Source organism: Neobacillus niacini, assembly GCF_030817595.1.
Lineage (GTDB): Bacteria > Bacillota > Bacilli > Bacillales > Cytobacillaceae > Neobacillus > Neobacillus niacini_G.
Genome location: NZ_JAUSZN010000001.1, coordinates 890,615 through 914,745, shown reverse-complemented (window position 1 = coordinate 914,745; position 24,131 = coordinate 890,615). Strand labels below are relative to the sequence as shown.

Genomic DNA, 24,131 nt, shown 5'->3' with positions numbered 1-24,131 from the left:
GCCTTGCAGAACACAATCTGCAAGGCTTTTGTATTATTTAATAAAACGTTTGATTTGTTTTAGTGCGTCCTTACGATTTGGATATCGGAAAGGTAGATCAAAGGTAGTCGTTTGTTTTAAGATACTCTTCTGGTGAGAGAAGACATCAAAGCTGCCTCTGCCATGGTAGGCACCAATTCCGCTTTCACCAACACCGCCAAACGGGAGGTAAGGTGAACTAAGGTGCATGACAGTATCGTTTATACAGCCGCCGCCAAAAGAGATAGAATCTAAGATAGCATCTTGGAATTCTTTGCTTTCTGAAAAAATATAGAGAGCTAATGGTTTAGGATGATCATTAATTTTTTGAATCATGGCTGATTCATTTTCATATTCAAGGACAGGGAGGACAGGACCGAAAATTTCCTCCTGCATGACTGGGTCATCCCATGTAACACCGCCAAGCACCGTAGGCTCAATAGTAAGCGTATCCTTGGAATATTTGCCGCCATGAAGGATTTCCCCGCTCGATAATAACCCGGTTACGCGATTAAAATGACGTTCACTTACGATTCTCGTGAATTCACCATTTTTCACGATATCCTCATATAGGTCAACTATAGTTTCTTTGAAGGTTTTTAAAAATTGTTCCTTGATGTCTTTGTGTACATATAAATAGTCAGGCGCGACACATGTTTGACCTGCATTGATAAACTTACCCCAGGCAATCCGTTTGGCTGCCAATTTAAGATCTGCGTCATGGTGAACGATACAAGGACTTTTTCCTCCTAATTCAAGCGTAACAGGTGTTAAGTGCATTGCGGCCGCTTCCATAATTACCTTTCCAACTGAAACACTTCCAGTAAAAAAGATATAATCAAATTTTTCTTTTAATAAGAGCTGAGTGGTGTCGGCATCACCTTGGACAACAGAAACGTACTCTTCCGGAAATGTTTTATTGATCAGGTCTGCCATAAGTTTTGATGTCTCTGGTGTCAGTTCGGAGGGTTTAAGTACCGCACAATTCCCTGCAGCAATCGCACCAATCAGAGGAGCGATGGCAAGTTGTAAAGGATAATTCCAAGGAGAAATGATAAATGCAATCCCATATGGTTCAGAATAAATATAGGCCTTCGACCCTAGTTGAGTCATGGTCGTTTTGACTTTTCTTGGCTGAGTCCAATCTCTTATATGTTTGAGCGTAAAACGGATTTCCTCAAGCAATATTCCCATTTCACTAATATAAGAGTCGAAGTCACTCTTATTCAAATCCTTCTTAAGTGCTGTCATTATATCTGTCTCATGTGAGCGAATCATATCTCCTAGAGATGTTAATGCTTCTATGCGGAATGATACATCTTTTGTTCTTCCTGTTTGGAAGAAATCACGCTGCCTTTTCAATAAATGACTAAACCCTTCCATAAGCGCACCTCCTAATAGATAAAGATATTCTATCACATCTTATTTTAATAACCAGTTAGGATAGGACAAAATGGAATAATTTTGTATGAATAAAAATTATCGGAGAATACTATGAGTAAATAACAGCGAAGGAGATAGTAAATTGTCTATTGAAAAAGGAATGAAATATCAAATTTCTCAAACCATCAAGGGGAATTTTAATTCTGCAGAATCGTTGACAGTTACCACTAACAATGGGATTACCGTTCAATTTACACTAGAAGATGGAAAAGGTCATGGGTCAATGCCACTCGATCATTTAAACTATTTATTAAAGCGATCCAACCTTACCCCGATTACTTCTAATAAAAGAGTACTATTAAATACAGATCATGAAGAAAAAATAGGATAACCAGCAAAGCCTCCTTGTATGATAAGGAGGCTTTCGTCTGCCAATTTACTTATTTCACTAACATTTTTAATAAGTAGTCCGCATAGGCTTCAGAGATTTCTTCTGCACTTTGAGGACCATTTTGGTCATACCATTCTTGGATCCAGTTGAGAGCACCCAAGATGATTAAACGTACCATTTTTACGTCCACAGAACCAAACACCTGTTTATTTATACCTTCATGTATGATTCTATCAAAATAGTGAGAGTAACTTTTTCTCAGCTCGAGAACTTCTTGTAGCTGCTCTTCTGAAAAATTATGATTTGGCTTCGATAGCGCCATAAACATTGATTTCTCACTAGTAGCTAATAGAATATGTTCTTTTATCGCGCTTCTTAGCTTTTCGATTGGGTTACGATCACTTTCGATAACTTGCTCAATTCCATCCAGACAGATTTCCATAATCATTAAATGGCATTGATACAGAAGATCATCTTTATTTTTAAAATAGTAGTACATCGATCCTTTTGTCATGAGAAGTTTGGCTGCAATTTCTTCCATCGTCGTTCCTTGGTATCCTTTTTCAATAAGAACGGCTGCTGCAGAACGAAGGATTTCCTGCTTTTTTTTCGCCATTTTCTGCGCTCTAAAAGAGGACATGCTCTCCCCCCCTATCTATTAAACTTTGTAATCTTAAATATAGGACAGCTAATATGAAAAATCAATTAATTTTAAACAAATGTTCAAAAAATAAATCAATTGTAAAATTATAAGAAAATTGCTATTATTTAAAATAGAGATGTAAACGGTATCAGATAAGGTGTTTTTTTATAAGGAGATGATAGTTTGTTACCTCTTGAAGGTATACGCGTTCTTGATCTCACAAGACTTCTGCCTGGCACTTATTGTTCATTACTCCTGGCTGATTATGGAGCAGATGTCATAAAGGTAGAGGACCCTAAAATCGGAGACTATGCCCGTTGGTATGAACCTAGAGTAAGCGATGATCAAAGTGCTATGTTTATTTCATTAAATCGTAATAAACGCAGCATTACCCTAGACCTTAAAGCCGAAAAGGATAAAGATGCGTTTATTTCTTTGGTGAAAACAGCAGATGTCCTGATTGAATCATTCCGTCCTGGCGTTATGAAGCGTCTTGGTCTTGGTTATGAGCAGTTAAAGGTACATAATCCAAAACTGATTTATTGTGCGATAACCGGTTATGGGCAAACGGGACCTTACGCCAAAGAGGCTGGACATGATTTGAATTTCTTGAGTTATTCGGGGCTGCTGCATTTACAAGGAGCTCCAAACGAAAAACCTCTCATCCCATCCGTTCAAATTGGTGATATTGGCGGCGGAGCATTGATGGCTGCGGTAGGAATCTTACTCGCCATCATTGACGCGAAGAATACGAACACCGGTCAATTTGTGGACATTTCTATGCTTGATGGTGCTCTGTCATGGATGCATACGATTCTGCCAAACTACTGGACCTCCGGCGAAAAGCCAACTCGCGGGGAACTAACTTTAAACGGAGGGAAAGCCTGTTACGAGATTTATAGAACAAAAGATGATCGATTTATTTCCGTTGGCGCACTTGAATATAAGTTTTGGAAAAAATTTTGCAAAGTCATTGGTAAGGAAGAACTAATAGACCAACTAGAGGAACCCCTTGAACAACAGTGCAAAATGAAGCAGGAAGTTCAAACAGCCATCCAACAAAAAACATTAACGGAATGGCTTGAGCTTTTTGAAGATATTGATGCCTGTGTCTCCCCAGTCTTAACTCCAGAAGAACTCGCAGACCATCCGCAAATCAAACATCGTCAAATGATTGAAGACATCACCCATCCAGAGATGGGGACAATCAAGCAACTAGGAAATCCTATTAAACTATCAAGTTCAACTGTTATAACTAGACGGCATGCACCCGGTCTGGGAGAACATACAAATGAAATTTTGAAGGAACTAGGGTTTTAAAAAAAGAAAGGGGTAAGAAGATGAGAATACAAGATTCCATTGCTTTGGTAACGGGCGGTGCTTCGGGGCTTGGTGAAGCAACTGTCCGAAATATCGTAAAAAACGGCGGTAAAGCCGCCATTCTAGACCTCTCTGAAGAAAGAGGCGCTAGTTTAGCCAAAGAATTAGGGGAAAATGCCGTTTTTTACAAGACGAATGTAACAAGTGAAGAAGATGTCCTGAACGCAATCCATTCAGCGATTGCTCAGTTTGGCAGTTTCAATACAGTAGTGAATTGTGCAGGTATTGCGGTCGCGGAAAAAACGGTAGGCAGAAATCAAGCACATAATTTTGATAATTTTAAAAAAGTCATAGAAATCAATTTAATTGGGACCTTTAATGTCATTCGTCTTACTGCTGCCGAAATGGTAAATAATCAGCCAAATCAAGAAGGTGAAAGAGGAGTAATTATCAATACCGCGTCAGTTGCTGCTTTTGATGGTCAAATCGGTCAGGCAGCTTACAGTGCCTCTAAAGGCGGTGTTGTAGGTATGACGCTGCCAATCGCTCGTGACTTGGCGAAATCTGGCATTAGAGTCATGACCATTGCACCTGGTTTAATTGAAACACCTCTTTTCGGTTCATTGTCTGAGCAGGCTAAAGCAGCATTGGAATCCCAGGTTCCTTTTCCATCCCGACTCGGACGTCCTTCTGAATATGCACAATTAACTCAGTCAATTATCGAAAATGTCATGCTTAATGGTGAAACCATCCGTTTAGATGGCGCTATTCGCATGGCTCCAAGATAAATTTTTAAAAAAATTATATAAAATTGGAGGAAGATGAGATGCGTGAAGTTGTTATTGTCGAGGGTGTTCGTACCCCGGTTGGAAAAAGAAAAGGGTTATTAAGTAATGTTCGTCCAGATGATTTGGCAGCAAAAGTATTAAGAGAATTAGTAAATCGTGCAGGCATTTCTCCAGGAATCGTGCAGGACGTTATCATGGGCTGTGTCTCACAGGTAGAAGAACAAGGGCTTAATATTGCGCGTAATGCAGTTCTAATGGCAGATTTCCCTATCCATGTACCAGCAACCACCATAGATCGTCAATGTGGATCCGGTCAGCAGGCTATTCATTTTGCAGCACAAGCCATTCTAAGTGGGGATATGGATGTTGTCATTGCCGGCGGTGTTGAAAGCATGACACGTGTCCCGCTTGGTTCGACCCGTCAAAATTCAACCTCCAGTGAAGAGCTAACATCAAGGTATGAAATCATTCACCAAGGTTTATCTGCAGAAAGAATTGCAGATAAGTGGGGATTTACACGCACCCAGTTAGATGAATATTCCGTAGAAAGTCATAATCGTGCGTTAAAAGCCATAGAAGAAGGCAGATTTGACAGGGAGATTATGCCTTTAGAAGTAACTTTAGAGGATGGCAGTACAGTAGCAGTGAAGCAGGATGAAGGACCTCGAAAGGGTTCCACTGTAGAAAAATTATCCACTCTTAAAACAGTCTTTAAGGAAGATGGAAAAATCCATGCAGGAAACGCCAGCCAAATGAGTGATGGTGCTGCAGCTGTTTTATTGATGTCACGGGAAAAAGCGGAGGAGTTAGGACTTAAACCGCGATTCCGAATTGTTGCCCGTTCCGTAGTAGGATCTGATCCAACATTAATGCTAACGGGTCCAATTGAAGCAACCAGACAGGTTTTAGCTAAAGCAGGGCTGACAATCGAAGATATGGACACCTACGAAGTAAATGAAGCGTTTGCTCCTGTACCAATGTGCTGGTTAGAAGAAATTAAGGCAGATCCTAAGAAATTGAACCCTAACGGGGGAGCCATTGCCCTTGGACATCCACTTGGAGCAACAGGCGCTAAATTAATGATCTCGATGATGCATGAATTAGAAAGAACAGGCGGCCGCTATGGATTACAGGCAATTTGTGAAGGCGGCGGAATGGCCAACGGAACGATTATTGAAAGAATCAGTGAATAATAAATAGCCAGGAAATAAGCAGCAAAAGAAACATTTTGTTGCTTATTTCCTTTTAATAATGGCTGTGTTAAAGGAGACAGTTGATTTTAGAACCTGTTGATTGGAGCGGAGGGCGCTTGACTCCTGCGGGATGAACGAGCTGAGTGAGACCCCGCAGGTCGGTACGACCGAGGAGGCTCACGGGCGAGCCCGCGGAAAGCATAGCGCCTGGAGCGCAAATCAACAGCCAAATTTAACAAAGCCTTAAAAATAAATAGAGGGTAAGGGAGGAGAAGGGTTTTTGTTCAATGAAATCGGTGTAACACAAGTAACCATACCGCTGCCTTTTCGACTAAACCATGTGAATTGCTTTTTAGCTGAAGGGGCTAGCGGGTGGACCATTATCGACGCAGGATTAAATAATGATGTATCCAGGGACATATGGAGACCCATCATAGAAAAGCATGAAATAAAGGACATCATTCTAACTCATTACCATCCAGACCATTTTGGCTATGCAGGCACACTGCAGCAGCTTACAAATGCAGAGGTATGGATGACAGAAATTGATACGGAAGCTGGGTTAACCTATTGGGAACAGGATTCTTTAGGAATTGTAAATGAAAACTATGATAGATGTGGGCTTCCTGATAATTTATCTCAGCTGTTAACAACGGATGAACAGGGTTTTAACCCCCAAGTTAAGCCTTATCCAACTGTTCAACACAATCTTAGAGAAGGAATGAAAATTGTATTCGGCAAATACGAATACGAGGTTATTTTTACACCTGGACATTCTGATGGATTAATCACTTTATTTAATAAAGAGAATAGTATCTTATTTTCAACCGATCATATTTTACCAAGAATTTCTCCGAATATATCCTACTGGTTCCGGGGTAATCGGAATCCATTACAATCCTACATGACTTCTTTGGAAAAAATTAAAGTATTAAACGTTGACTATGTAATCCCTTCTCATGGGAAGCCATTTAGAGGTGCCAATCAAAGAATTGAAGAATTATTAGCACATCATCACGAAAGGTTAGCAGAGACGTATGACGCTATTAAACGACCAGCAACCATTTATGAGGTTAATCAACAGTTGTTTCGAAATTTGAATATCCATGAAACTCGTTTTGCTGTTGGCGAAACACTTGCTCATTTGGAGTATTTATATGTAAACAACCAATGTAAAAAATTTCTTCAGGATGGTACATGGTACTACGAAAACATTTAATTTTATCTTTGAGCAGTGGTTCAAAGCTTTGGTAAGGAGGTTAGTAATGGAAACTATTTTTACACTTCAAACACGAAAAGAAGATATTGATCAATTAGGGCATGTGAATAATTGTAAATACGTTAAGTTTTTAGAGGATGCTCGTGTAAATTGGTATGAAAATTGCGGAATATCTTTAAAGGACTTTCAAGAAATGAGGATTGGAACGGTTGTTTTAAAAATGGAGGTTATGTATCGAAAGGAAGCAAAATTAGGAGATCATTTAAAAATTATTACTCGTCCAGACTATTTAGGGAATACAAGTTTCGTATTAAAACAGGATATTTATAATCAATTTGATGAACATCTTACAGATGCCAAAGTGACAATGGTCATGTTTGATACTTTATTAAGAAAAGGTATAAAAGTGATCGATCAAATCGCTCAGAATTTCAGATAGTCTAAAACAGAGCATTTTTGTTTAAATAAATGCTCTGTTTAACTGTAGTATTAATCATACCAACAGAAGGAATATCGCTTGTTAATCCCTAAAACGCTGTATTAGAATAAACCGCTATTAAAACAACCGCTTTACAATCCCCGATATTTTTCACTGTATGAGGTACACTTGCATTCCAGCTAAAGGAGTCACCCTCTTCCAAAATTACAGAATCTTCCCCTTGCTCGGCACAGATTTTCCCCTCTAGCACTAGATGACATTCTTCCCCTTCATGCGCATGGGCATCCCCAATCGAGGCGCCAGGCGGAAATTCTACACTTCGCAAACTTAATCCACCCATGGAAGAAATGTGTTCAATTTTTAAATGATTAAATGAAGTGGTTGTTCTTTCATCTTTTCTGACTACGCGTAAATGTTGTTTTTTTTCTAATAATAAGTAAGGTAATGGAACTTCTAAATAGTTTGCAATGGTTTGCAGCGTGCTGATCGATGGTGAGGTGTTGTTGTTTTCTACATTGCTGATAAATCCTTTTGAAAGGCCAGTCCCTTCACACATTTGGGCTATTGTGATTTTTTTTCGATTTCTAATTGCTCGAATTTTTGCGCCGATATCCAGTTTGATCACCCTTTATGGTTTCCTAATATAGAACATATTTATATATTAGCAAAAATTCCATTGACAATCCATAAGATTCGCTGTTATCCTATAAACAACAAATGTTCATATTGAAAAACATTTTATTTTTTTATTTACATGTTTACAAATATGAATCTTTATTAATTATTAAAATACTTACAGAAGGGATGATATATATGAGTGCACCGATGATCTATGAGCTTCGCGGTCCAAAAGAGATCCATCCTGATAAAAAGTATCCAGCATTGTTTATCATGCATGGAATTGGCAGTAATGAACAAAACATGCTGTCTTTGGTTAACGGATTAGAAGATCAGTTCTACATTTTCAGTATTCGCGGTCATCTCGTACAGCCTCCAGGCTATGCTTTCTTTACCATTGAAGGGTACGGCAAACCACATCGAGAAGTGTTCGATGAGGGTGTAAACAGGCTAACAAGCTTTATTGACTATGCTTGCGAACAGTATCCGCTAGATACATCTCATTTATACTTGTTAGGTTTTAGCCAAGGTGCAATTTTAGCGATGACGTTAGGTTTAACATTAGGAAATAAAATAAAAGGAATTGTTGCCCTAAGCGGTTACATTCCGGCCTTCGTTAAAGAAGAGTATGAGATCAAACCTGTGAATGACGTTTCCGTATTCATTTCACATGGAGAAATGGACCAAGTGCTTCCGTTTGAATGGGGAACTGCCAACAATGAGTACTTTCGTCAATTAGGTGCGAACGTTACTTTTAAGACTTACTTAGAAGGACATAGTGTTTCCTTAAGTAATCTTCAGGATTTTACAAACTGGTTACTACAAGATTTAAAAAAATAATTTATTAAGGGAGAGGCAGAAAAATGAAAAAGATAGAAGTAAGTACATTAATTTTACGTGTAGTATTAGGGGTTACATTTTTTATCCATGGTTTAGTGAAATTCCAAGGCGGGATCGAAAATATCGTCGGCTGGTTTGATTCCATTGGTTTACCAGGTGCTTTAGCGTATGGTGTTGCGGTGTTAGAAATGGCTGGAGGACTTGCTTTAATACTTGGTTTAGGAAGCAGAATTGTATCAGGATTGTTTGTGGTATTAATGCTTGGAGCGACTGTTAAAGTGAAATTAGCAGGCGGCTTTTTAGGTAATGGTCAAGGTGCTGGCTGGGAATTAGATTTAGCATTACTAGCAATGGCATTATTTATTGCCATCAACGATAGTAAGATGTTTGCGTTAGATAAAGTGTTTTTTAAAGGACAAAATAACCAGACGCAATCACTTTAATACAGGAGGGAAAAGTACTATGATGCCATCACTGTTTATCGCTCATGGTGCACCGTTACTGGCGGTTGAAAACAATGAGTATACTCAATTTTTAAATCAAATGGGCGATTCTTTACCACGCCCAAAGGCCATTGTTTTATTTTCTGCCCATTGGGAGTCTAGAGCACAAAAAGTAAGCGAAGTAGACGAATATGACACCATTTATGATTTCGGCGGATTCGATCCAGCGCTCTATACCATCAAATATCCCGCTAAAGGATCACAGGAAATTTCTAGTGAAATCATGGATTTATTCAGGGAAAATGGTATTCCTTTTGACATAGAAACGAGACGAGGTTTGGATCATGGTGCGTGGGTGGTGCTTCGTTTACTTTACCCAAATGCAGATGTTCCTGTGATTGCACTGTCTGTCAATCCAGCTCTCACACCGGAAGAACAATATAAGATAGGAAAATCACTGGCTGCTTTACGTGCCAAAGAAGTTTTAATTATTGGCAGCGGGGGTACCGTTCATAATTTAAGGGCTGTGAATTTTGCGGATAATGGACAAGTAGATACATGGGCGGTTGAGTTCGATGATTGGTTAGCCCATCACATTCATACATGGGATACGGATTCATTGTTTAAGTACGGTTCACTAGCTCCCAATGCACAATATGCTGTACCTCCATATGGCAATGAACACTTTATTCCGATTTTTTATGCGATGGGAGCAGCGGATGATAGCCAGAGAGCGAAATTATTACATCGCAGCATCCGATATGGAAACCTGAGTCATAGTGTATGGCAATTTGGAGAGTAACATAGTGGATATCTACACGCTTTTCAGATATATCTACAAATTTTGGCCGATATCTACACATTCTTAAGGTATATCTACACAAAATCATTATTTATCTACACACTATTTGAATATATCTACAAACGAAGCATTACTAGGTATCCTGCCAATTAAAATCACCGGCAGGATGCCTTTTTATTTTAAAAAAGGGAATAATAATTATAATTAATTGAAATAAGTGTGTGATTATTGATATAATAATTCGGTTATTAATATAAAGAGTGTATAAAAGTTAATAAGGTGGTTATTATGAATCAAGATTATAGAGTGTTACTGTATTATAAATATGTCCATATAGAAAATCCTGAGGAAGTTCAGCAAGAGCATCTTCAATTCTGTAATGAATTAGGTCTTAAGGGTCGGATTATTATTGCATCTGAAGGAATTAACGGTACTGTGTCCGGTACAGTTGAGCAAACTGATGCGTATATAAAATACATGGATGAGCACCCGCTTTTTGCTGGTACTGTTTTTAAAATTGATGAAGCAACAGAGCATGCGTTCAAAAAAATGCGTGTTCGTCTTCGACCAGAGCTTGTTACGCTACGTTTAGAAGATGATGTGGACCCTCTTGAAACAACAGGAAAGCATTTAAAACCGAAAGAATTTTTCGAAGCGATGCAAAGAGAAGATACGGTTGTGATTGACGCACGTAATGATTATGAATATGATTTAGGTCATTTCAGAGGCGCAGTTCGCCCTGATATCTTAAATTTCCGGGATCTGCCTGATTGGATTCGAGAAAATAAGGAGCAATTCGAAGGGAAAAAGATTCTTACGTATTGCACAGGCGGCATTCGCTGTGAAAAATTTTCTGGCTGGCTAGTAAAAGAAGGGTTTGAAGATGTTTCACAACTCGAAGGCGGTATTGTGACCTACGGAAAAGACCCAGAAGTTCAAGGGCAATTATGGGATGGACAGCTTTATGTATTTGATGAGCGCATTGCAGTTCCAGTCAATCAAAAAGAGCATGTGGTAGTTGGTAAGGATTATTACACAGGTGAGCCTTGTGAGCGTTACGTAAACTGTGCCAACCCTGAATGCAATAAAAAGATTCTCTGCTCTGAGGAAAATGAGCACCGTCATTTACGCAGCTGCTCACATGAGTGCAGAACGCACCCGCGAAACCGTTATGTCGTTCAGCATGGATTAAGCGAAGAAGAAGTAAAAGAAAGATTAATGAATTTACAAGCATAAGAAAAAGGCTGCACGCTCTTCGTTTAGAGTGTGCAGCCTTTTATTATTTCTTTGCAAGGGCATCGCTTGATTTCACTAATTCATCGTATATTGCTGTTGTTAAGCTATTGTCACCTTTGCTGTCATGTCCAGCTTCCCACAGCATCATTCCTCCAAAGCCGTGATCAAGTGCCAGATTTGTCTTCTTTATAATGGTTTCCACACCATTATAATGATAAATGGTTCCATTCATACTCACCGTATCATTCGCAGCATTTGCAGGATCCTGGTTGACGATAGCGGCATAAGAAACCTGTTTGATAGCAGGGTCTTCAGGCTGCGCATAAAAAGGAACTCCTAAAACAAGCTTTTCTTTCGGAAGATTGTTTTGATCAAACAGATTTGCCCAATAGTTTACTATTTTCTCCGTAAACGGATAAGGAGATAGATTAGCGGCATGGTATCCGCCATCCCACTGACCGTCATAGGCCATAATATTTACATGGTCGACATGCTGAAAAGTAGAAGGTTCATAAACAACAAAGCCTATCTCGGTGCCTGTCACCGCATGAATTTTTGCATAAACAGCAATCGACAGCTCTTTTCCTTTTGGATGCAGCTGTTCGCTTAGTTCCTTTGCAAAGGCAGCTAAGTTGGCAGCATCTGCTTTTGAACGAGGATGTTCGAAATCGATATCAATACCGTCTAGTTGTTCACGGTCTACGATACTAGTAAGTTCATTCACTAGTCTTGTCCTAGAGTCAGGATTGCTAATAGCTGCTTTAAATGGCTCGTAGGATTCCCCGCCATTAATATGAAACCAGCCGCCAACCGCTAGAATTACTTTTGTATTGTGTTTGTCAGCTTCCTTAACCATCGTTCGTAAATTATTGATGGCTGAATCACCATTTAGCAATATTCCGCCATCCGCTGTCGGATGAGCAAACGAGAAGATTGCGTGTGTTAACTTAGAGTAATCAACCACATTCGGGTCGCGAAAATCCTGTACATAGCCCAATAACACTTTTGATTCCTCTATACTTTCCTCTGGAATTGCTTTTTCTTCGGGATTTTTTACGGATTCTGAGGCTTTTTCTATTTTAAGCGGTTTTGACGCTTGTTCTGTTTTATTTTCGGAATATAACACTCCTGTAAAAATTCCCCCTGTAAAGGTAATAAGGATTACCAGGGCTAGGAGGAGATTGCGTTTCTTCATAGATTGTATTCCTCCCTATTATTCTCTGACTTTAAAATTGTATCAAAAAATAAGAGGAGGAAGTGTTGGTAATATCAACCTTGCAAATAAATGGTAAAAAACGAATCCTAATTATTTGTTAAATAAGATCAAATATTGTCTAATTATAGTAAGACTTCTAGTGAAAAGGAGATTTACTTCTGTGTGGGCTGTTGGAATAGGAATGATCTTACTATATAATGTATTGATTTTTTACATTGGCTATAATATTTGGGTTTGGCTGAAACAAATGAGTGGTGACCGAAAGAGTATAAAAATAATGTTCTGGGTTGTACTCGTTCTTTTTGCTTATTCTTTCGTTTTCTCACGCTGGCTGGATGAGAGTTTATTTTTTACATGGCTCGGTGCCGCGTGGCTATCATTATTTTATTTTCTGATAATGCTACTACCCATTGCCAATTTAGCGGTTTTTTTAAGAAGATATACAAAGATACAGAAAGAGAAGTTTGTTAAATGGACAGGTTTCATCGTATTAGTTGTGATTGTTGGTTCATTCTTATTCGGAGTGTTTAATGCCTACAGCCCTATAGTGACTACATATGAGTTAACGATCCCGAAACAGGTAGAAGGGAAACAAAGCCTGAAAATTATTATGGCTTCGGATATGCATTTCGGGGATTTGTCTGGCAGCGGGCAGGCTAAAAAACTTGTGGATTATATTAATGCTGAAAAACCTGACCTCGTACTTTTTCCAGGAGATATTATTGATGATGATATTACACCTTTTCTTGAAAAGGGAATTCCAGAGCTACTGAAACAAATCCAAGCTCCTGTTTATGCTTCCTTAGGGAATCATGATCGTGATGACGTCGATCTTGTAAAGATTTTTAATAATAGCGGCATGAAGGTATTAGATGACGAAGTCCTGAACCTTCCTGAAGGGATTGTCCTTGTGGGCAGGAAGGACAGAGGATATCAGGATGTTGTAAGAGCTGAGCTTTCAGCGTTAATGAAGCAGGTCGATGTTACGAAACCCGTATTCCTACTTGAACATCAGCCCTATGATTTAGATATCGCTGAGAAAAACGGGGTTGACCTTATTTTATCAGGTCACACACATCGAGGTCAGGTAGCACCAGGTAACCTGATTACGAACAAGATTTTTGAAAATGATTTTGGCTATCTGAAGAAAGGGCAGCTCCAATCCATTGTCTCCTCTGGCTATGGTGTGTGGGGATTGCCGCTCCGAATTGGTACACGTTCAGAAATCGTCCAAATTAATGTTACATTTGACTAAATGATATACGTGAAAAAATCTATCTGACAAACAGGTAGATTTTTTTCATTTCCTAACAATAGATAACTGACAGTGTTTTTTTTATTCTAATTGAATAGTATTTATTGATGACTGCGAATTTTTATGAAAGCGCTTTATTTGTATAAAGGAGAGAAGCGAATGGAAAAATTATTACCTTCAGAAGTTCAAGAAAAGTTATCCTCCGTTCCTGACTGGAGATTAACGGATGAAAAATGGATTGAGCGAAAGTATCGTTTTCGCGATTATTTAAAAGGAATTGAATTTGTAAATCTTGCAGCAAACCTTTCTGAGCAGGTTAACCATCACCCATTTATTTCAATAGACTATAAGGTCGTAACAGTAAGAATTTCGTCTTGGAATGCTAGGGGTTTAACGTCTTTGGATTTTGAATTAGCCACAAAATACGATGAATTTTATCTACAAACGAAAAGTTAATTTTCTTCTAAAGGGAGAGATTTCTAAATGGGGAAAGCAAGAAAAATACCGAGACACTTACAAAAATATGTGGTGGACCAGCAGTATGAAAAATACACACCGATTGATCATGCTGTTTGGCGTTATGTGATGAGGCAAAACCATAACTATCTAAAAGACACTGCTCATCAAGCCTATGTTGGCGGGTTAACGTCTTCAGGAATATCGGTTGAGAAAATACCGAATGTTACGGACATGAACAAAGCGTTAGAGCCGTTTGGCTGGGGTGCAGCCAATATTGATGGTTTCATCCCGGGTGTTATTTTTTTCGACTTTCAAGCACATGGTATCCTGCCGATAGCATCTGACATTCGTAAACTAGAAAACATTCAATATACACCAGCACCTGATATCATACATGAAGCGGCCGGTCATGCACCAATCCTTTGCGAACAGAAATTCTCGGAATATGTAAAGTTATTTGGCCAAATTGGTTCAAAAGCATTGGCTACAAGTGAAGAGCATGAATTATTTGAAGCCGTCCGTACCTATTCGAATTTATTAGAGAGCGGAAAAGCAACAAATGCCGAGATCGAAGCAGCGAAAGCTAATTTTGAGGAAAAACAAGCAGCTGTAACGGAATTATCAGAAGCCGAACAAATTTCGCGTTTATATTGGTGGACCGTAGAATACGGACTTATTGGTAGTGTCGATCATCCGCAAATTTATGGTGCTGGATTATTATCTTCTGTATCGGAAGGAAGAAGCAGTTTAACACATTCAGTTAAGAAAATTCCATTCGACCTGAAAACGGTTATTGAAACTGGCTTTGATATTACCAAACCACAGCCGCAGCTTTTCGTTTGTGACAGCTTTGATCAGTTAATTGATGCAGTTCTGGAATTTTCAAAAACGATGGCGTTTAGAGTTGGTGGAACAAAAGGTTTAGATAAAGCACTTCGTTCGAACCATACGGCTACAATTGAATATAACTCAGGTCTGCAGGTAACCGGAACATTAGGTAACATTATGAAAGATGATAAAGGTGAAGCGATTTACATCCAAACAGAAGGTCCATCCGCATTGGCTTATCAAAATAATGAATTGCCCGGTCATGGAAAAACGACACATCATGACGGTTTCGGAGCTCCAATTGGAAAGATAGCAAAAAGCATAAAAGCAATCGAACAACTTACTAATGAGGAACTAAAAGGAATTGGAGTAGAGATAGGAAAGAAGTCGACCATCGAGTATGAGAGTGGTGTTAAGGTGGTCGGAACTCCACAACAGTTTTATCGAAAAGATGGCAAACTTCTGCTGATTTCGTTTAAAGATTGTACGGTTTCTTTGAAGGAACAAACTTTATTTCATCGTGATTGGGGCACGTATGATTTGGCAGTTGGAGATAGAATTACCTCCGTTTTTGCAGGTGCCGCAGATTCTGAACAATTTTATGCAGATTTAGAGGAAGTAGAGACAAAACCACTTGTTAGAAGAGAATTGTCGCAATTAGAACAGTTGTATGGGAAGGTAAGAAATATACGTGAAAAACAGAATGATGACGTTGAACAAGTCTTACTTGAGGTGATCAGTAATTTAACGACTGATTATAAAGAAGATTGGTTATTACGAATTGAGGTAATGGAGTTGTTGGTGAAACATAATCTAATGCCGGACCAACAGCTTTCACTAAAAAAAGAGCTTGAAGATATAAAGCTATTGCACGAAGAGTTTCCAGTGTTAATTGAAAGAGGTCTGATGTTAACAAATGCATGAAGAGACAATTATTTCGAATGATTAACAATACCCCGCCCAGTGAATATACTTATTAAAGGTTGAATCGATGGGCGGTTTTTCTATGGAAAATCAACTAAAAGAACTTTTCGGGGCGTGGATTCAGGCAATTGGTACAGTTACAGCTGCTTTTGGAAGTACACCATCACTTAACGAAGATACACAAGAAAGTCTGAACTTATGGGGTAATGTCCTTCAAGGCACTGGGAATGCATTAATCGCCGACGCTCAGGAAGGATTAACATTAGAGAAACTTGGAAATGAAGTCCAAGCAATTGGCAATACCACTGTTGTAGCTGGAATTCTATTAAATATTTCAGAAGAGAACAAGCTTAAATTGGATATAAACGGTAATTTGCTGCAATCGATAGGTGGAGGGATAGCACTCCCAGAGGATTTATTGGGGGAGCCATCTACCGTTAGAACACTCAATATTACAGGAAATGTCTTACAGATTATCGGAAATTCATTGCAAGCCATTGCTGGAGCAGAAGAGCTTAAAAGAATTCAGGAAAAGGAAAAGGAAAAGGAAGATAGATTCAAAGGGTATAGGGAAAATAATGAAGCCAATCAAGAATCCTCCTCTAGCCAATCTTTGGCCATAAGTGGGAGCTGGATCCAAGCAGTTGGGTCAGTGATTTCAGCAATTGCTCAAACCAAAGAAAGTGTAGAATGAACAATGAAGAAATAACTTGATAAGTTTAGAGAAACTGGGGCAAACTTTGTTAAAAAGAAGGTAAACTAAGGTGAAGTGTAATGAAATTACTATGTATAGATGGCGGTGGAATACGAGGTATATTTGCCATTGCCATTTTACAAGCATTAGAAGAAGAAATAGGTCAACCTGTTGGTGATTTGTTTGATGTAGTTGCCGGCACTAGTACTGGGTCTATCATCGCTGCATCTGTTTCGCTTAACAAAAACATGAAAGAAATTTATGAGAGCTATAAGCATTTTGGTGGAAAGATTTTTACTAGGCAGGCAAAGGTTGGTCTATTTAAGAGTGTTTATAGTGACCGAGCGTTAAGACACTTGTTAAAACAAGCGTTTGGTGAAGTGAAACTACAGGATATAACCAAGCCGCTGCTTATTCCTGCTGTGGACATTACTCATGGAAAACCGTTTACTCACCGGTCAAACTACGGCCATCCTGATTGTGATGATCTATCCATAAAAGTATGGGATGCTGTCCTTTCCTCCTGCTCGGCACCTGTCTATTTTCCTCCTAATAAAATAGGGGATCAATACTTATCTATTGATGGCGGACTGTGGGCGAATAATCCTTCATTAGTCTGCCTGACAGAAGCTATTCATTACTTCCAAAAAAGTATGAAGGAAATCAATATATTATCCATTGGGACGGGATTACAGAATATTGATTTTACGAACAAGAATGATAAGTATTGGGGAATCAATCAATGGCTTCCGTTCCAGTTACCTTCAATGAAAGTAACTCCAAAGCTTCTTGATTTGGCCCTTCACCTTTCATCAGAATCCGTGACTTATCATTGTCAGCTTCTCCTTAAGGAACAATACCTTCGAATTAATGAAGACTTGGGTAAGGAAATTCCCTTTGATCAGGTAGATTATATGGATGTTTTAAGTGACTTAGGAAGAAGAGTTTTTAAAAAGCGGAAAAATCAAATCCTGGCGTTTATAGAAAAATAATAAACTAAACCCGGCACATTTAGCACGGGTTTTTTATTTTGGTTATTCAATATTTTTACCCTATTGATACCATACTATTTTATGAGGTGAAAAAGCATGTACAAATTGTTGTCACATAATGATTTAGATGGTGTCGGGTGTGGAATTCTAGCAAAGCTTGCGTTTGGTGAGGATGTAAAGGTTCGCTACAATTCCATTTCTGGTTTAAATCGAGAAGTAGAATGGTTTTTCGAAAACGAAGATAAAAACACATTTTTATTTATTACCGATTTGTCTGTAAATGAAAAAAATGAACAGAGGATCAATGCGTTTTATGAAGATGGAGGAAAAGTACAGTTAATTGATCATCATAAAACAGCGCTGCATTACAATGATTATCCGTGGGGTCATGTGGTTGTAGAGGATGAAGAAGGGAAATTAACTTCTGCAACATCCTTATTGTATCATTATCTTCTTTCACATCAGTTATTGGAAGAGTCAGCAGCGATCTCTCAATTTGTTGAGCTGGTTAGACAATATGATACATGGGAATGGGAAAAAAATGATAATCAGGATGCCCAGCGTCTAAATGCTTTGTTTTTTCTCGTTTCAATTGACGAATTTGAAGAAAAAATGATTACTCGTCTTCGGACTAGTGAACAATTTCATTTTGACGAGTTTGAAAAGAAAATATTAGATATGGAAGAAGATAAGATTGATCGCTATATCCGCAGGAAAAGGCGGGAGCTGGTTCAGACTGAACTCAATGGTCTATTTGCTGGTGTGGTCTATGCTGAATCTTATCACTCAGAATTGGGAAATGAATTAGGGAAAGAATACCCTCATCTTGATTATATCGCGATTTTAAATATTGGTGGAAAGCGGATGGGTTTCCGAACGATTCACGATCATATCGATGTTTCTGAGGTTGCCGGACAATACGGAGGCGGAGGGCATGCAAAGGCCTCGGGGTGTTCATTAACCGAAGAAGCATATAAAAGTTTTGTAACTGAAACCTTTCACCTAGAACCGATTCCAGAGGACGCGAGACGAAATCGTTATAACCTTAAGGGTGCGGCGTTTGGCACACTCTATAAAAACAGAAGAGAAGATTACTTCCTGCTTCATCAAGTTAATGACGATGAATGGGCGATTCAAAAAGGGCAGAAACGTTTGGAACAAACCTATGCCAATTTTGAAGACGGGGAAAGTTATTTGAAAAGAAATTATGAGGTCTGGTTAGTAAAAGACGACGATTTTGTTCAGTACCTCATGAAACAAGTTAAAAACCATATCCACTGAAAAAACCGTTACAGAACAATTGTTCTGTAACGGTTTTTTAAAGAGTATTATTGTTTTAGTTGATTTAAATCCACAATACATTCCTGAACCAGTGTAACTGCCTGACTCATTGCTGCTCCGCCGCCAAATGCTGCCGTAACACCAACTGCTTCGAGGATTTCCTGTTCTGAACATCCTTGATCAAGACATCCCTTTGTATGATAAATAATACAATATTCATCTTGTGTATAGAGGCTAATCCCTAATGCAATCAACTGCTTTTCGCGCTGAGATAAAGCACCTTCTTTAAAGCACTCTTCAGTAAAGGCATTGAAGTGTTTAGCGAATTCCGGCATTTTTTGAGTAAATACACCTAACCCGGATTTGTACTCGTGTAAGGCAGCTTCGGTAGAATTTCTTGCTTCAAATTCCATTCTTATGGTCAACTCCATTTCTAATAATCATGAATCCAAAATTAGTATGAGCAAACAAAGAATGGATTAACCAACATTAATAGTTGTTGTGGTAGTTTTTAAAATAGGATGTTAAAGAGCAAGGAGGTCTTTCCATTTCAGGCACAAAAGCACTAAGTTTCGTTAAAAAATAACAGGACTCAGGAAAATGATGTTCTAAGAACCGTAGCGTTGTTGCATTTAACACTTCTTTTCCTTTATAAAGCTTAATCACATGTTCCACCAATTGGTTAAATGCAAGCACTGTTCCACTAACTTCACGTGCAAAGGAGATTTGGACAGGGAAATGTGGCGGAATAAACCGTAAATAACCTTTTATGGCGTCATTTTTTAAGATATGTGCTGAAAAAAGCTTACTTAGTGTGTTCACTTTTTCATGAAGGATAAGTTCTACACCATCAAGTGCACGATTTAATAATGAAGCATGACCAAGCTGATCCTCTAACCAAAGGTCTAATAAATCAACTAATGGAAGCGGGGGATAATCTGTTCCATTCATGTAATACTGCAGGATCCGCAAATATTCACCGTTTTCATTTAGAGTACCATTAAAATAAGTGGGGGTAATGTTAATCAGAATTTTATTATTTAATTGTAAGTTAAGAACCTTTCCTTCAAAGCCGTAATAATCATAAGAAACTTGAGCAGAAAGCCTGGAAAAATCAATTAATGCCTGAGAATTTACTTGAGTGTTTTTAGGAATTTGTTCCAGCCGATTTCTAATCTCTGTGAACCTCCCAATAAAGGTCACAGCTTCTTCTACCAGGTTTACCTCAACGGGTGATAAATAATCCCGAACAAAAACGGCATGATCTAAAAGTATATTTACCCAAAAATAATGCTCTTCCCAGGGAGTAAATGGATTTAGGTTTTTCACCGGCAACCTCCTTAATTTGCAATCTGCCTCTCTTATACAAAATATTATTCAACATTTTAATAAATGTATAATTTACCATAGTTAGCAAAAAATAAAAGAAAAAGATGGGGCGGGTGCGAATGCGTAAAGATCGCAATCGCTTTTTGAAGGATTTCAAACTGCAAAAAGATCAAATACGGAATATTACACGTGTTAAACAAGATACAAAAATTGTAAGAGAATCTTTATTAGAGCAATTTATCACTGATTTTAAAAATAGCTCTGATTTAAGTGTCACAGAATTTCCTTATATACAAGTAAAAATTTATTACTTTAGTTATCTGATTAACAAGGATCATTATGAACAATTTTTATCAAAACTTAGAAATATAACACCGGAGCAGTTACAGCCCTATTTAACCCATTCAGAGTTCAAAGTATTGCCGGATATGAAAGTTCTTGAAGAAGCTATATTATCTGGAAATGCTATTTTATTCACCGAGAAACAAGCATATGAGCTTCCTTTTCAACAGGGGAAAGGCCGATCTATTTCTTCTTCAGAAACGGAAACTGTCATTTTAGGAGCACACGATGCGTTCGTAGAATCTGTGGACGTGAATCTATCACTCATTCGAAAAAGAGTGATGAGTTCCCAACTTAAGACGATAAAGTTGTATGTAGGGAACACGTCAAAAAGAACGGTTTATCTGCTGTATATCGAAGGTGCTGCTTCAGATAAAGATATAGAAGAAGTGAAAAAAAGGATTTTATCGGTTCATAACGATGGGATTACAGATACGAATATGCTTGTTCAATTTATCGATGAACATCCTAATTCTCCTTTTCCACAATTCTATACCACTGAAAGACCTGATGTTACGGTGTATAAATTGTTTGAGGGGAAAATCGTAGGATTAATGGACAACAGTCCGAACGCTTTTTGTACACCAGTCAGTTTCTTTGATTTTATGGAATCCATGGATGATTTCAGTCAAAGATGGATTGTCGGTACTTTTATAAAAATCATACGGTATATTGCCATTTTAGTTACGTTGTTGTTTACTGCCTTATATGTAGCGGTTACTACCTATCACTATGAGATGATTCCGCAGGCATTACTGCCCACATTACTGGAGTCCCGTAGTAAAGTACCGTTTCCCCCTGTAATTGAAGCGCTCTTTTTAGAATTTTTGTTAGAGTTGCTGCGAGAAGCAGGAGCCAGGCTTCCAACAAAAGTAGGTCAAACAATTGGTATTGTTGGTGGTATTGTAATTGGGCAGGCCGCTGTACAGGCAGGGATTACCAGCAATATTCTCATTATTGTGGTAGCAGCCTCTGCCATCGCGTCATTTGTGATACCCAGTTATTTATTAAGTGGATCGATAAGAATTGTGCGTTTTGGATTTATCATCCTTACAGGATTTTGGGGTAATATTGGGATTGTTTTTGGAATGGGGATTTTAATTATCCATTTAAGCAGCCTGACTAATTTAAACTCACCTTACTTACTGCCAATATCGCCGATGTATCCAAAGCTTTTCAAATACTCATTAATAAGGGGACCTTTTAAGAAAAAAGCCGAAAGGGGTTAACACTCATGCAAATGAAAGAAAAGTTATCACCCTTTCAAGCCTCGATTTTGGTTTATTTAATTCAGTCTGGTGTTACGTTATTTACTTTACCACGGCTTGTCGCAGAAGCCTTTGGGACGAACGGCTGGATTGGACTTATCTTTATCTCTCTCATTGTAAATATCAATATAGTTCTCATTTGGCTCGTATTTAAAATAAGCAAAGGGAAGTCTTTCTTTCAAATCATCTCGATTTTCCCAAAATGGATTACACTTCCAGTTAATTTGTTCATTGCGGTGGTATGGATGCTGCTAGGGGTATTTGTGATGGTTAAGTTTTCAATGATCTTAAAAGTCTTGTTCTACAATAACGTATCCCTTTTTTACTTTTTCTCAATGGGTTACATCTTATCGTATATAATGCTAAAGAAGGATCTTTATCAAATTGCTAAATCAACGGTAGTATTATTTTATTTTACGATTTGGACTGTGTTTTTATTAGCTTACCACCTTCCGGAATTTAGCTTTATCCGGCTTACACCATATTTTTTCAAAGGTGATACAGATATGCTGAAAGGCGGAATGTCTATTTATACAGCCCTTTTAGGTTATGAGTTGTCCATTTTATTTATCCATATGATAGAGAGGAAACAATTAAAATCTCTTATTGCAGGGAATTCCATTACTTCCCTTATTTATTTAGGTGTGACCTTCATCTCTTTTGGTTTTTTTAGTTTTGAGCAATTGTTAAGGGAAATGTACCCGGTGGTAACACTGTTGGGATACATTTCTTTTCCCGTCCTTGAACGCGTAGAAAGTTTTACTTTTTCCATTTTCGGTTTAAAGGTGCTGATGACGACTGTCATGTATTTTTGGGGTACAAAAGAATTATTACAATATCAGTTTAAAAGGATAAAACCGAACTTTCTCCTAATAGGTATTATGATTATGAGTTTTTTTGTTTCCTTTATTCCAAAGGTTATAAAAGATGTAGAACAATGGTTAAATTATATTACTTATGCAGCTACAGCAATTGCCTTTATGCTACCAATTCTTTTAATCATTATTGTTCTATTTACGAGAAAAATGAACAGGAAGCCAGCCAATGAATAAGGTATTCGTCATAATCATGATATTTGTTTTGACTGGTTGTGCCGAGCAGCGTATTATAGATGATTTAGCACTTATTAACGCGGTAGGTTATGATGTTACGGAAAACAAAAAGAATCCCTTAAAGTTAACAGGTACCTTTCCGTTTATTACAAAAGATGGAAAATATGATCGAAAAACGATTATAGTTGAAGGAAAATCAAGTAAAGAGGCAAGGGAAAAAGTGAGATTGAAGACAAACTTAAAACTTGAGAGCGGACAAATTCGTGTTACCTTGTATGGCCAGGAATTGGCGAAACATGGGATGTTACCATACTTACAATCCTTAGTTCGTGATCCAAGTATTGGGACAAGAGCGAAATTGGCTTTAGCAGAAGATCAAGCCAGTGATATTTTGATGCTGCAGATAAAAAATGAAGGTCAAAATGCTACATACTTAGAGCAGTTTTTAACGAAATTAAACCGAGAAAATTTAAGAACAAATTATAATATTTATCAATTCCTTAGAGACTACTATGATGACGGAATCGATCCGATTCTGCCGGTCTTTAAAGTTGAAAAAAATAACATTGTCTATAATGGCATTGGTTTATTTCATGAAGACAAACTGGTTGAAATCCTTAAACCTTCGGAAGCGCGATATCTTTTCCTTTTTCGAGAAGAGATGAAACAAGGTAATTTCGTCGAGCAAATTGACGTAGGAGAGGAAGAAAAAGCGTCAATCATGCTTAATTATGAACTTAAGGAGCACCATATTGAGGTACAATCAACAGCAGCTAATACAAAGAAAGCCTCGATTAATATAGAATTAATAGGGGATGTACTTGAATATACCGGGAAAGAGGATGTTTCAGATCCCAAGATCCAGAAAAAAATTGAAAATATTATAACTAAGAAAATTAATCAGGAGGGTAAGGAACTTATCGTAAAGCTGCAGAAACTCCAAGTAGACCCACTTGGTATTAATCGATATGTACGTAATAAAATGAACTATAAAGAATGGAAAGCATTAGATAAGTACCAATCTTACCAGGAAATGAACATAAATATCGAGGCAAATATTATTTTAAACAGTTCAGGAAAATGGAAGTAGGTATGATAAAATATTATGGAAAATCATCTTTTACTTGTAAGAATTTTCTATATAATAGAATAAGATGG

Annotated in this window: 25 protein-coding genes; 19 read left to right on the top strand and 6 right to left on the bottom strand. The window is 38.0% G+C overall.

The features are described 5' to 3' along the window. Nucleotides 1–33 precede the first annotated feature (33 nt). A complete protein-coding gene (locus tag QFZ31_RS04635; RefSeq protein ID WP_307301288.1) occupies nt 34–1,401 on the bottom strand; it encodes an aldehyde dehydrogenase in 1,368 nt (455 codons plus the stop codon). Nucleotides 1,402–1,543: 142 nt separating this feature from the next. Between QFZ31_RS04635 and QFZ31_RS04630 the strand changes: the two genes are divergently transcribed. Beyond that, complete coding sequence (locus QFZ31_RS04630; protein ID WP_306076727.1) at nt 1,544–1,792, top strand: hypothetical protein; 249 nt, start codon at nt 1,544–1,546, stop codon at nt 1,790–1,792. A 49-nt stretch (nt 1,793–1,841) separates the two neighbouring features. Here the strand turns inward: QFZ31_RS04630 and QFZ31_RS04625 are convergent, their stop codons facing one another. Further along, nucleotides 1,842–2,432: a TetR/AcrR family transcriptional regulator gene (locus tag QFZ31_RS04625; RefSeq protein ID WP_307301285.1), complete on the bottom strand. Its 591-nt coding sequence runs from the start codon at nt 2,430–2,432 to the stop codon at nt 1,842–1,844. Between the two features lie 186 nt (nt 2,433–2,618). On the opposite strand from QFZ31_RS04625, the gene QFZ31_RS04620 reads away from it, so the two are divergent. From QFZ31_RS04620 to QFZ31_RS04600, 5 genes are all read left to right on the top strand, one after another. Next, complete coding sequence (locus tag QFZ31_RS04620; protein ID WP_307301283.1) at nt 2,619–3,755, top strand: CaiB/BaiF CoA transferase family protein; 1,137 nt, start codon at nt 2,619–2,621, stop codon at nt 3,753–3,755. 20 nt (nt 3,756–3,775) lie between these two features. After that, entirely contained in the window at nt 3,776–4,543 is a 768-nt protein-coding gene (locus QFZ31_RS04615; RefSeq protein WP_307301282.1) for a 3-hydroxyacyl-CoA dehydrogenase, read from the top strand. Nucleotides 4,544–4,581: 38 nt separating this feature from the next. After that, on the top strand, nt 4,582–5,736 hold the full coding sequence (locus QFZ31_RS04610; RefSeq protein WP_307301279.1) for a thiolase family protein: 1,155 nt from the start codon (nt 4,582–4,584) through the stop codon (nt 5,734–5,736). A gap of 280 nt (nt 5,737–6,016) precedes the next feature. Next, nucleotides 6,017–6,955 carry an MBL fold metallo-hydrolase gene (locus QFZ31_RS04605; RefSeq protein WP_307301277.1) on the top strand — a complete coding sequence of 313 codons (939 nt, stop codon included), beginning with the start codon at nt 6,017–6,019 and terminating at the stop codon, nt 6,953–6,955. A 46-nt stretch (nt 6,956–7,001) separates the two neighbouring features. Beyond that, complete coding sequence (locus QFZ31_RS04600) at nt 7,002–7,394, top strand: acyl-CoA thioesterase (protein ID WP_307301274.1); 393 nt, start codon at nt 7,002–7,004, stop codon at nt 7,392–7,394. 88 nt (nt 7,395–7,482) lie between these two features. Here QFZ31_RS04600 and QFZ31_RS04595 read toward each other — a convergent pair whose 3' ends face one another. Further along, entirely contained in the window at nt 7,483–8,010 is a 528-nt protein-coding gene (locus QFZ31_RS04595; protein ID WP_307311371.1) for a helix-turn-helix domain-containing protein, read from the bottom strand. 197 nt (nt 8,011–8,207) lie between these two features. Here QFZ31_RS04595 and QFZ31_RS04590 point away from each other — a divergent pair, with 197 nt between their 5' ends. From QFZ31_RS04590 to QFZ31_RS04575, 4 genes are all read left to right on the top strand, one after another. After that, nucleotides 8,208–8,852: an alpha/beta hydrolase gene (locus tag QFZ31_RS04590; protein ID WP_307301273.1), complete on the top strand. Its 645-nt coding sequence runs from the start codon at nt 8,208–8,210 to the stop codon at nt 8,850–8,852. A gap of 23 nt (nt 8,853–8,875) precedes the next feature. After that, entirely contained in the window at nt 8,876–9,295 is a 420-nt protein-coding gene (locus QFZ31_RS04585) for a DoxX family protein (protein WP_306076736.1), read from the top strand. Between the two features lie 19 nt (nt 9,296–9,314). Then, a complete protein-coding gene (locus QFZ31_RS04580) occupies nt 9,315–10,097 on the top strand; it encodes a DODA-type extradiol aromatic ring-opening family dioxygenase (RefSeq protein ID WP_307301269.1) in 783 nt (260 codons plus the stop codon). A gap of 288 nt (nt 10,098–10,385) precedes the next feature. Then, nucleotides 10,386–11,333 carry a rhodanese-related sulfurtransferase gene (locus QFZ31_RS04575; RefSeq protein ID WP_307301268.1) on the top strand — a complete coding sequence of 316 codons (948 nt, stop codon included), beginning with the start codon at nt 10,386–10,388 and terminating at the stop codon, nt 11,331–11,333. A 43-nt stretch (nt 11,334–11,376) separates the two neighbouring features. Here QFZ31_RS04575 and QFZ31_RS04570 read toward each other — a convergent pair whose 3' ends face one another. Further along, on the bottom strand, nt 11,377–12,528 hold the full coding sequence (locus QFZ31_RS04570; RefSeq protein ID WP_307301265.1) for a glycoside hydrolase family 18 protein: 1,152 nt from the start codon (nt 12,526–12,528) through the stop codon (nt 11,377–11,379). Nucleotides 12,529–12,709: 181 nt separating this feature from the next. Between QFZ31_RS04570 and QFZ31_RS04565 the strand changes: the two genes are divergently transcribed. The 6 genes from QFZ31_RS04565 to QFZ31_RS04540 all read left to right on the top strand — a co-directional run bounded on the left by QFZ31_RS04565 (nt 12,710) and on the right by QFZ31_RS04540 (nt 18,982). After that, nucleotides 12,710–13,804, top strand: a complete 1,095-nt coding sequence (locus QFZ31_RS04565) for a metallophosphoesterase (RefSeq protein WP_307301264.1) — start codon at nt 12,710–12,712, stop codon at nt 13,802–13,804. 159 nt (nt 13,805–13,963) lie between these two features. Continuing rightward, nucleotides 13,964–14,260 carry a 4a-hydroxytetrahydrobiopterin dehydratase gene (locus tag QFZ31_RS04560; protein WP_307301263.1) on the top strand — a complete coding sequence of 99 codons (297 nt, stop codon included), beginning with the start codon at nt 13,964–13,966 and terminating at the stop codon, nt 14,258–14,260. Between the two features lie 27 nt (nt 14,261–14,287). After that, on the top strand, nt 14,288–16,015 hold the full coding sequence (locus QFZ31_RS04555; protein WP_307301261.1) for an aromatic amino acid hydroxylase: 1,728 nt from the start codon (nt 14,288–14,290) through the stop codon (nt 16,013–16,015). A gap of 82 nt (nt 16,016–16,097) precedes the next feature. Next, a complete protein-coding gene (locus QFZ31_RS04550) occupies nt 16,098–16,709 on the top strand; it encodes a DUF6944 family repetitive protein (RefSeq protein ID WP_307301259.1) in 612 nt (203 codons plus the stop codon). A gap of 80 nt (nt 16,710–16,789) precedes the next feature. Then, on the top strand, nt 16,790–17,701 hold the full coding sequence (locus tag QFZ31_RS04545) for a CBASS cGAMP-activated phospholipase (protein WP_307301257.1): 912 nt from the start codon (nt 16,790–16,792) through the stop codon (nt 17,699–17,701). Between the two features lie 96 nt (nt 17,702–17,797). Next, on the top strand, nt 17,798–18,982 hold the full coding sequence (locus QFZ31_RS04540; protein WP_307301255.1) for a DHH family phosphoesterase: 1,185 nt from the start codon (nt 17,798–17,800) through the stop codon (nt 18,980–18,982). A gap of 47 nt (nt 18,983–19,029) precedes the next feature. On the opposite strand, the gene QFZ31_RS04535 is transcribed toward QFZ31_RS04540, so the two are convergent. Next, nucleotides 19,030–19,395: a carboxymuconolactone decarboxylase family protein gene (locus QFZ31_RS04535; RefSeq protein WP_307301254.1), complete on the bottom strand. Its 366-nt coding sequence runs from the start codon at nt 19,393–19,395 to the stop codon at nt 19,030–19,032. 76 nt (nt 19,396–19,471) lie between these two features. Beyond that, the gene (locus QFZ31_RS04530) at nt 19,472–20,311 is read right to left on the bottom strand and encodes a DUF2935 domain-containing protein (protein ID WP_307301252.1); all 840 of its coding nucleotides are present in this window, start codon (nt 20,309–20,311) and stop codon (nt 19,472–19,474) included. Between the two features lie 119 nt (nt 20,312–20,430). Between QFZ31_RS04530 and QFZ31_RS04525 the strand changes: the two genes are divergently transcribed. From QFZ31_RS04525 to QFZ31_RS04515, 3 genes are read left to right on the top strand one after another with little or no spacing between them, the layout of a single operon-like run. Next, on the top strand, nt 20,431–21,882 hold the full coding sequence (locus QFZ31_RS04525) for a spore germination protein (RefSeq protein ID WP_307301250.1): 1,452 nt from the start codon (nt 20,431–20,433) through the stop codon (nt 21,880–21,882). Between the two features lie 5 nt (nt 21,883–21,887). Next, nucleotides 21,888–22,973: a GerAB/ArcD/ProY family transporter gene (locus QFZ31_RS04520; RefSeq protein WP_307301248.1), complete on the top strand. Its 1,086-nt coding sequence runs from the start codon at nt 21,888–21,890 to the stop codon at nt 22,971–22,973. Continuing rightward, nucleotides 22,966–24,063 carry a Ger(x)C family spore germination protein gene (locus tag QFZ31_RS04515; RefSeq protein ID WP_307301246.1) on the top strand — a complete coding sequence of 366 codons (1,098 nt, stop codon included), beginning with the start codon at nt 22,966–22,968 and terminating at the stop codon, nt 24,061–24,063. Before QFZ31_RS04520 ends, QFZ31_RS04515 begins: the two co-directional genes overlap by 8 nt. Nucleotides 24,064–24,131 lie beyond the last annotated feature (68 nt).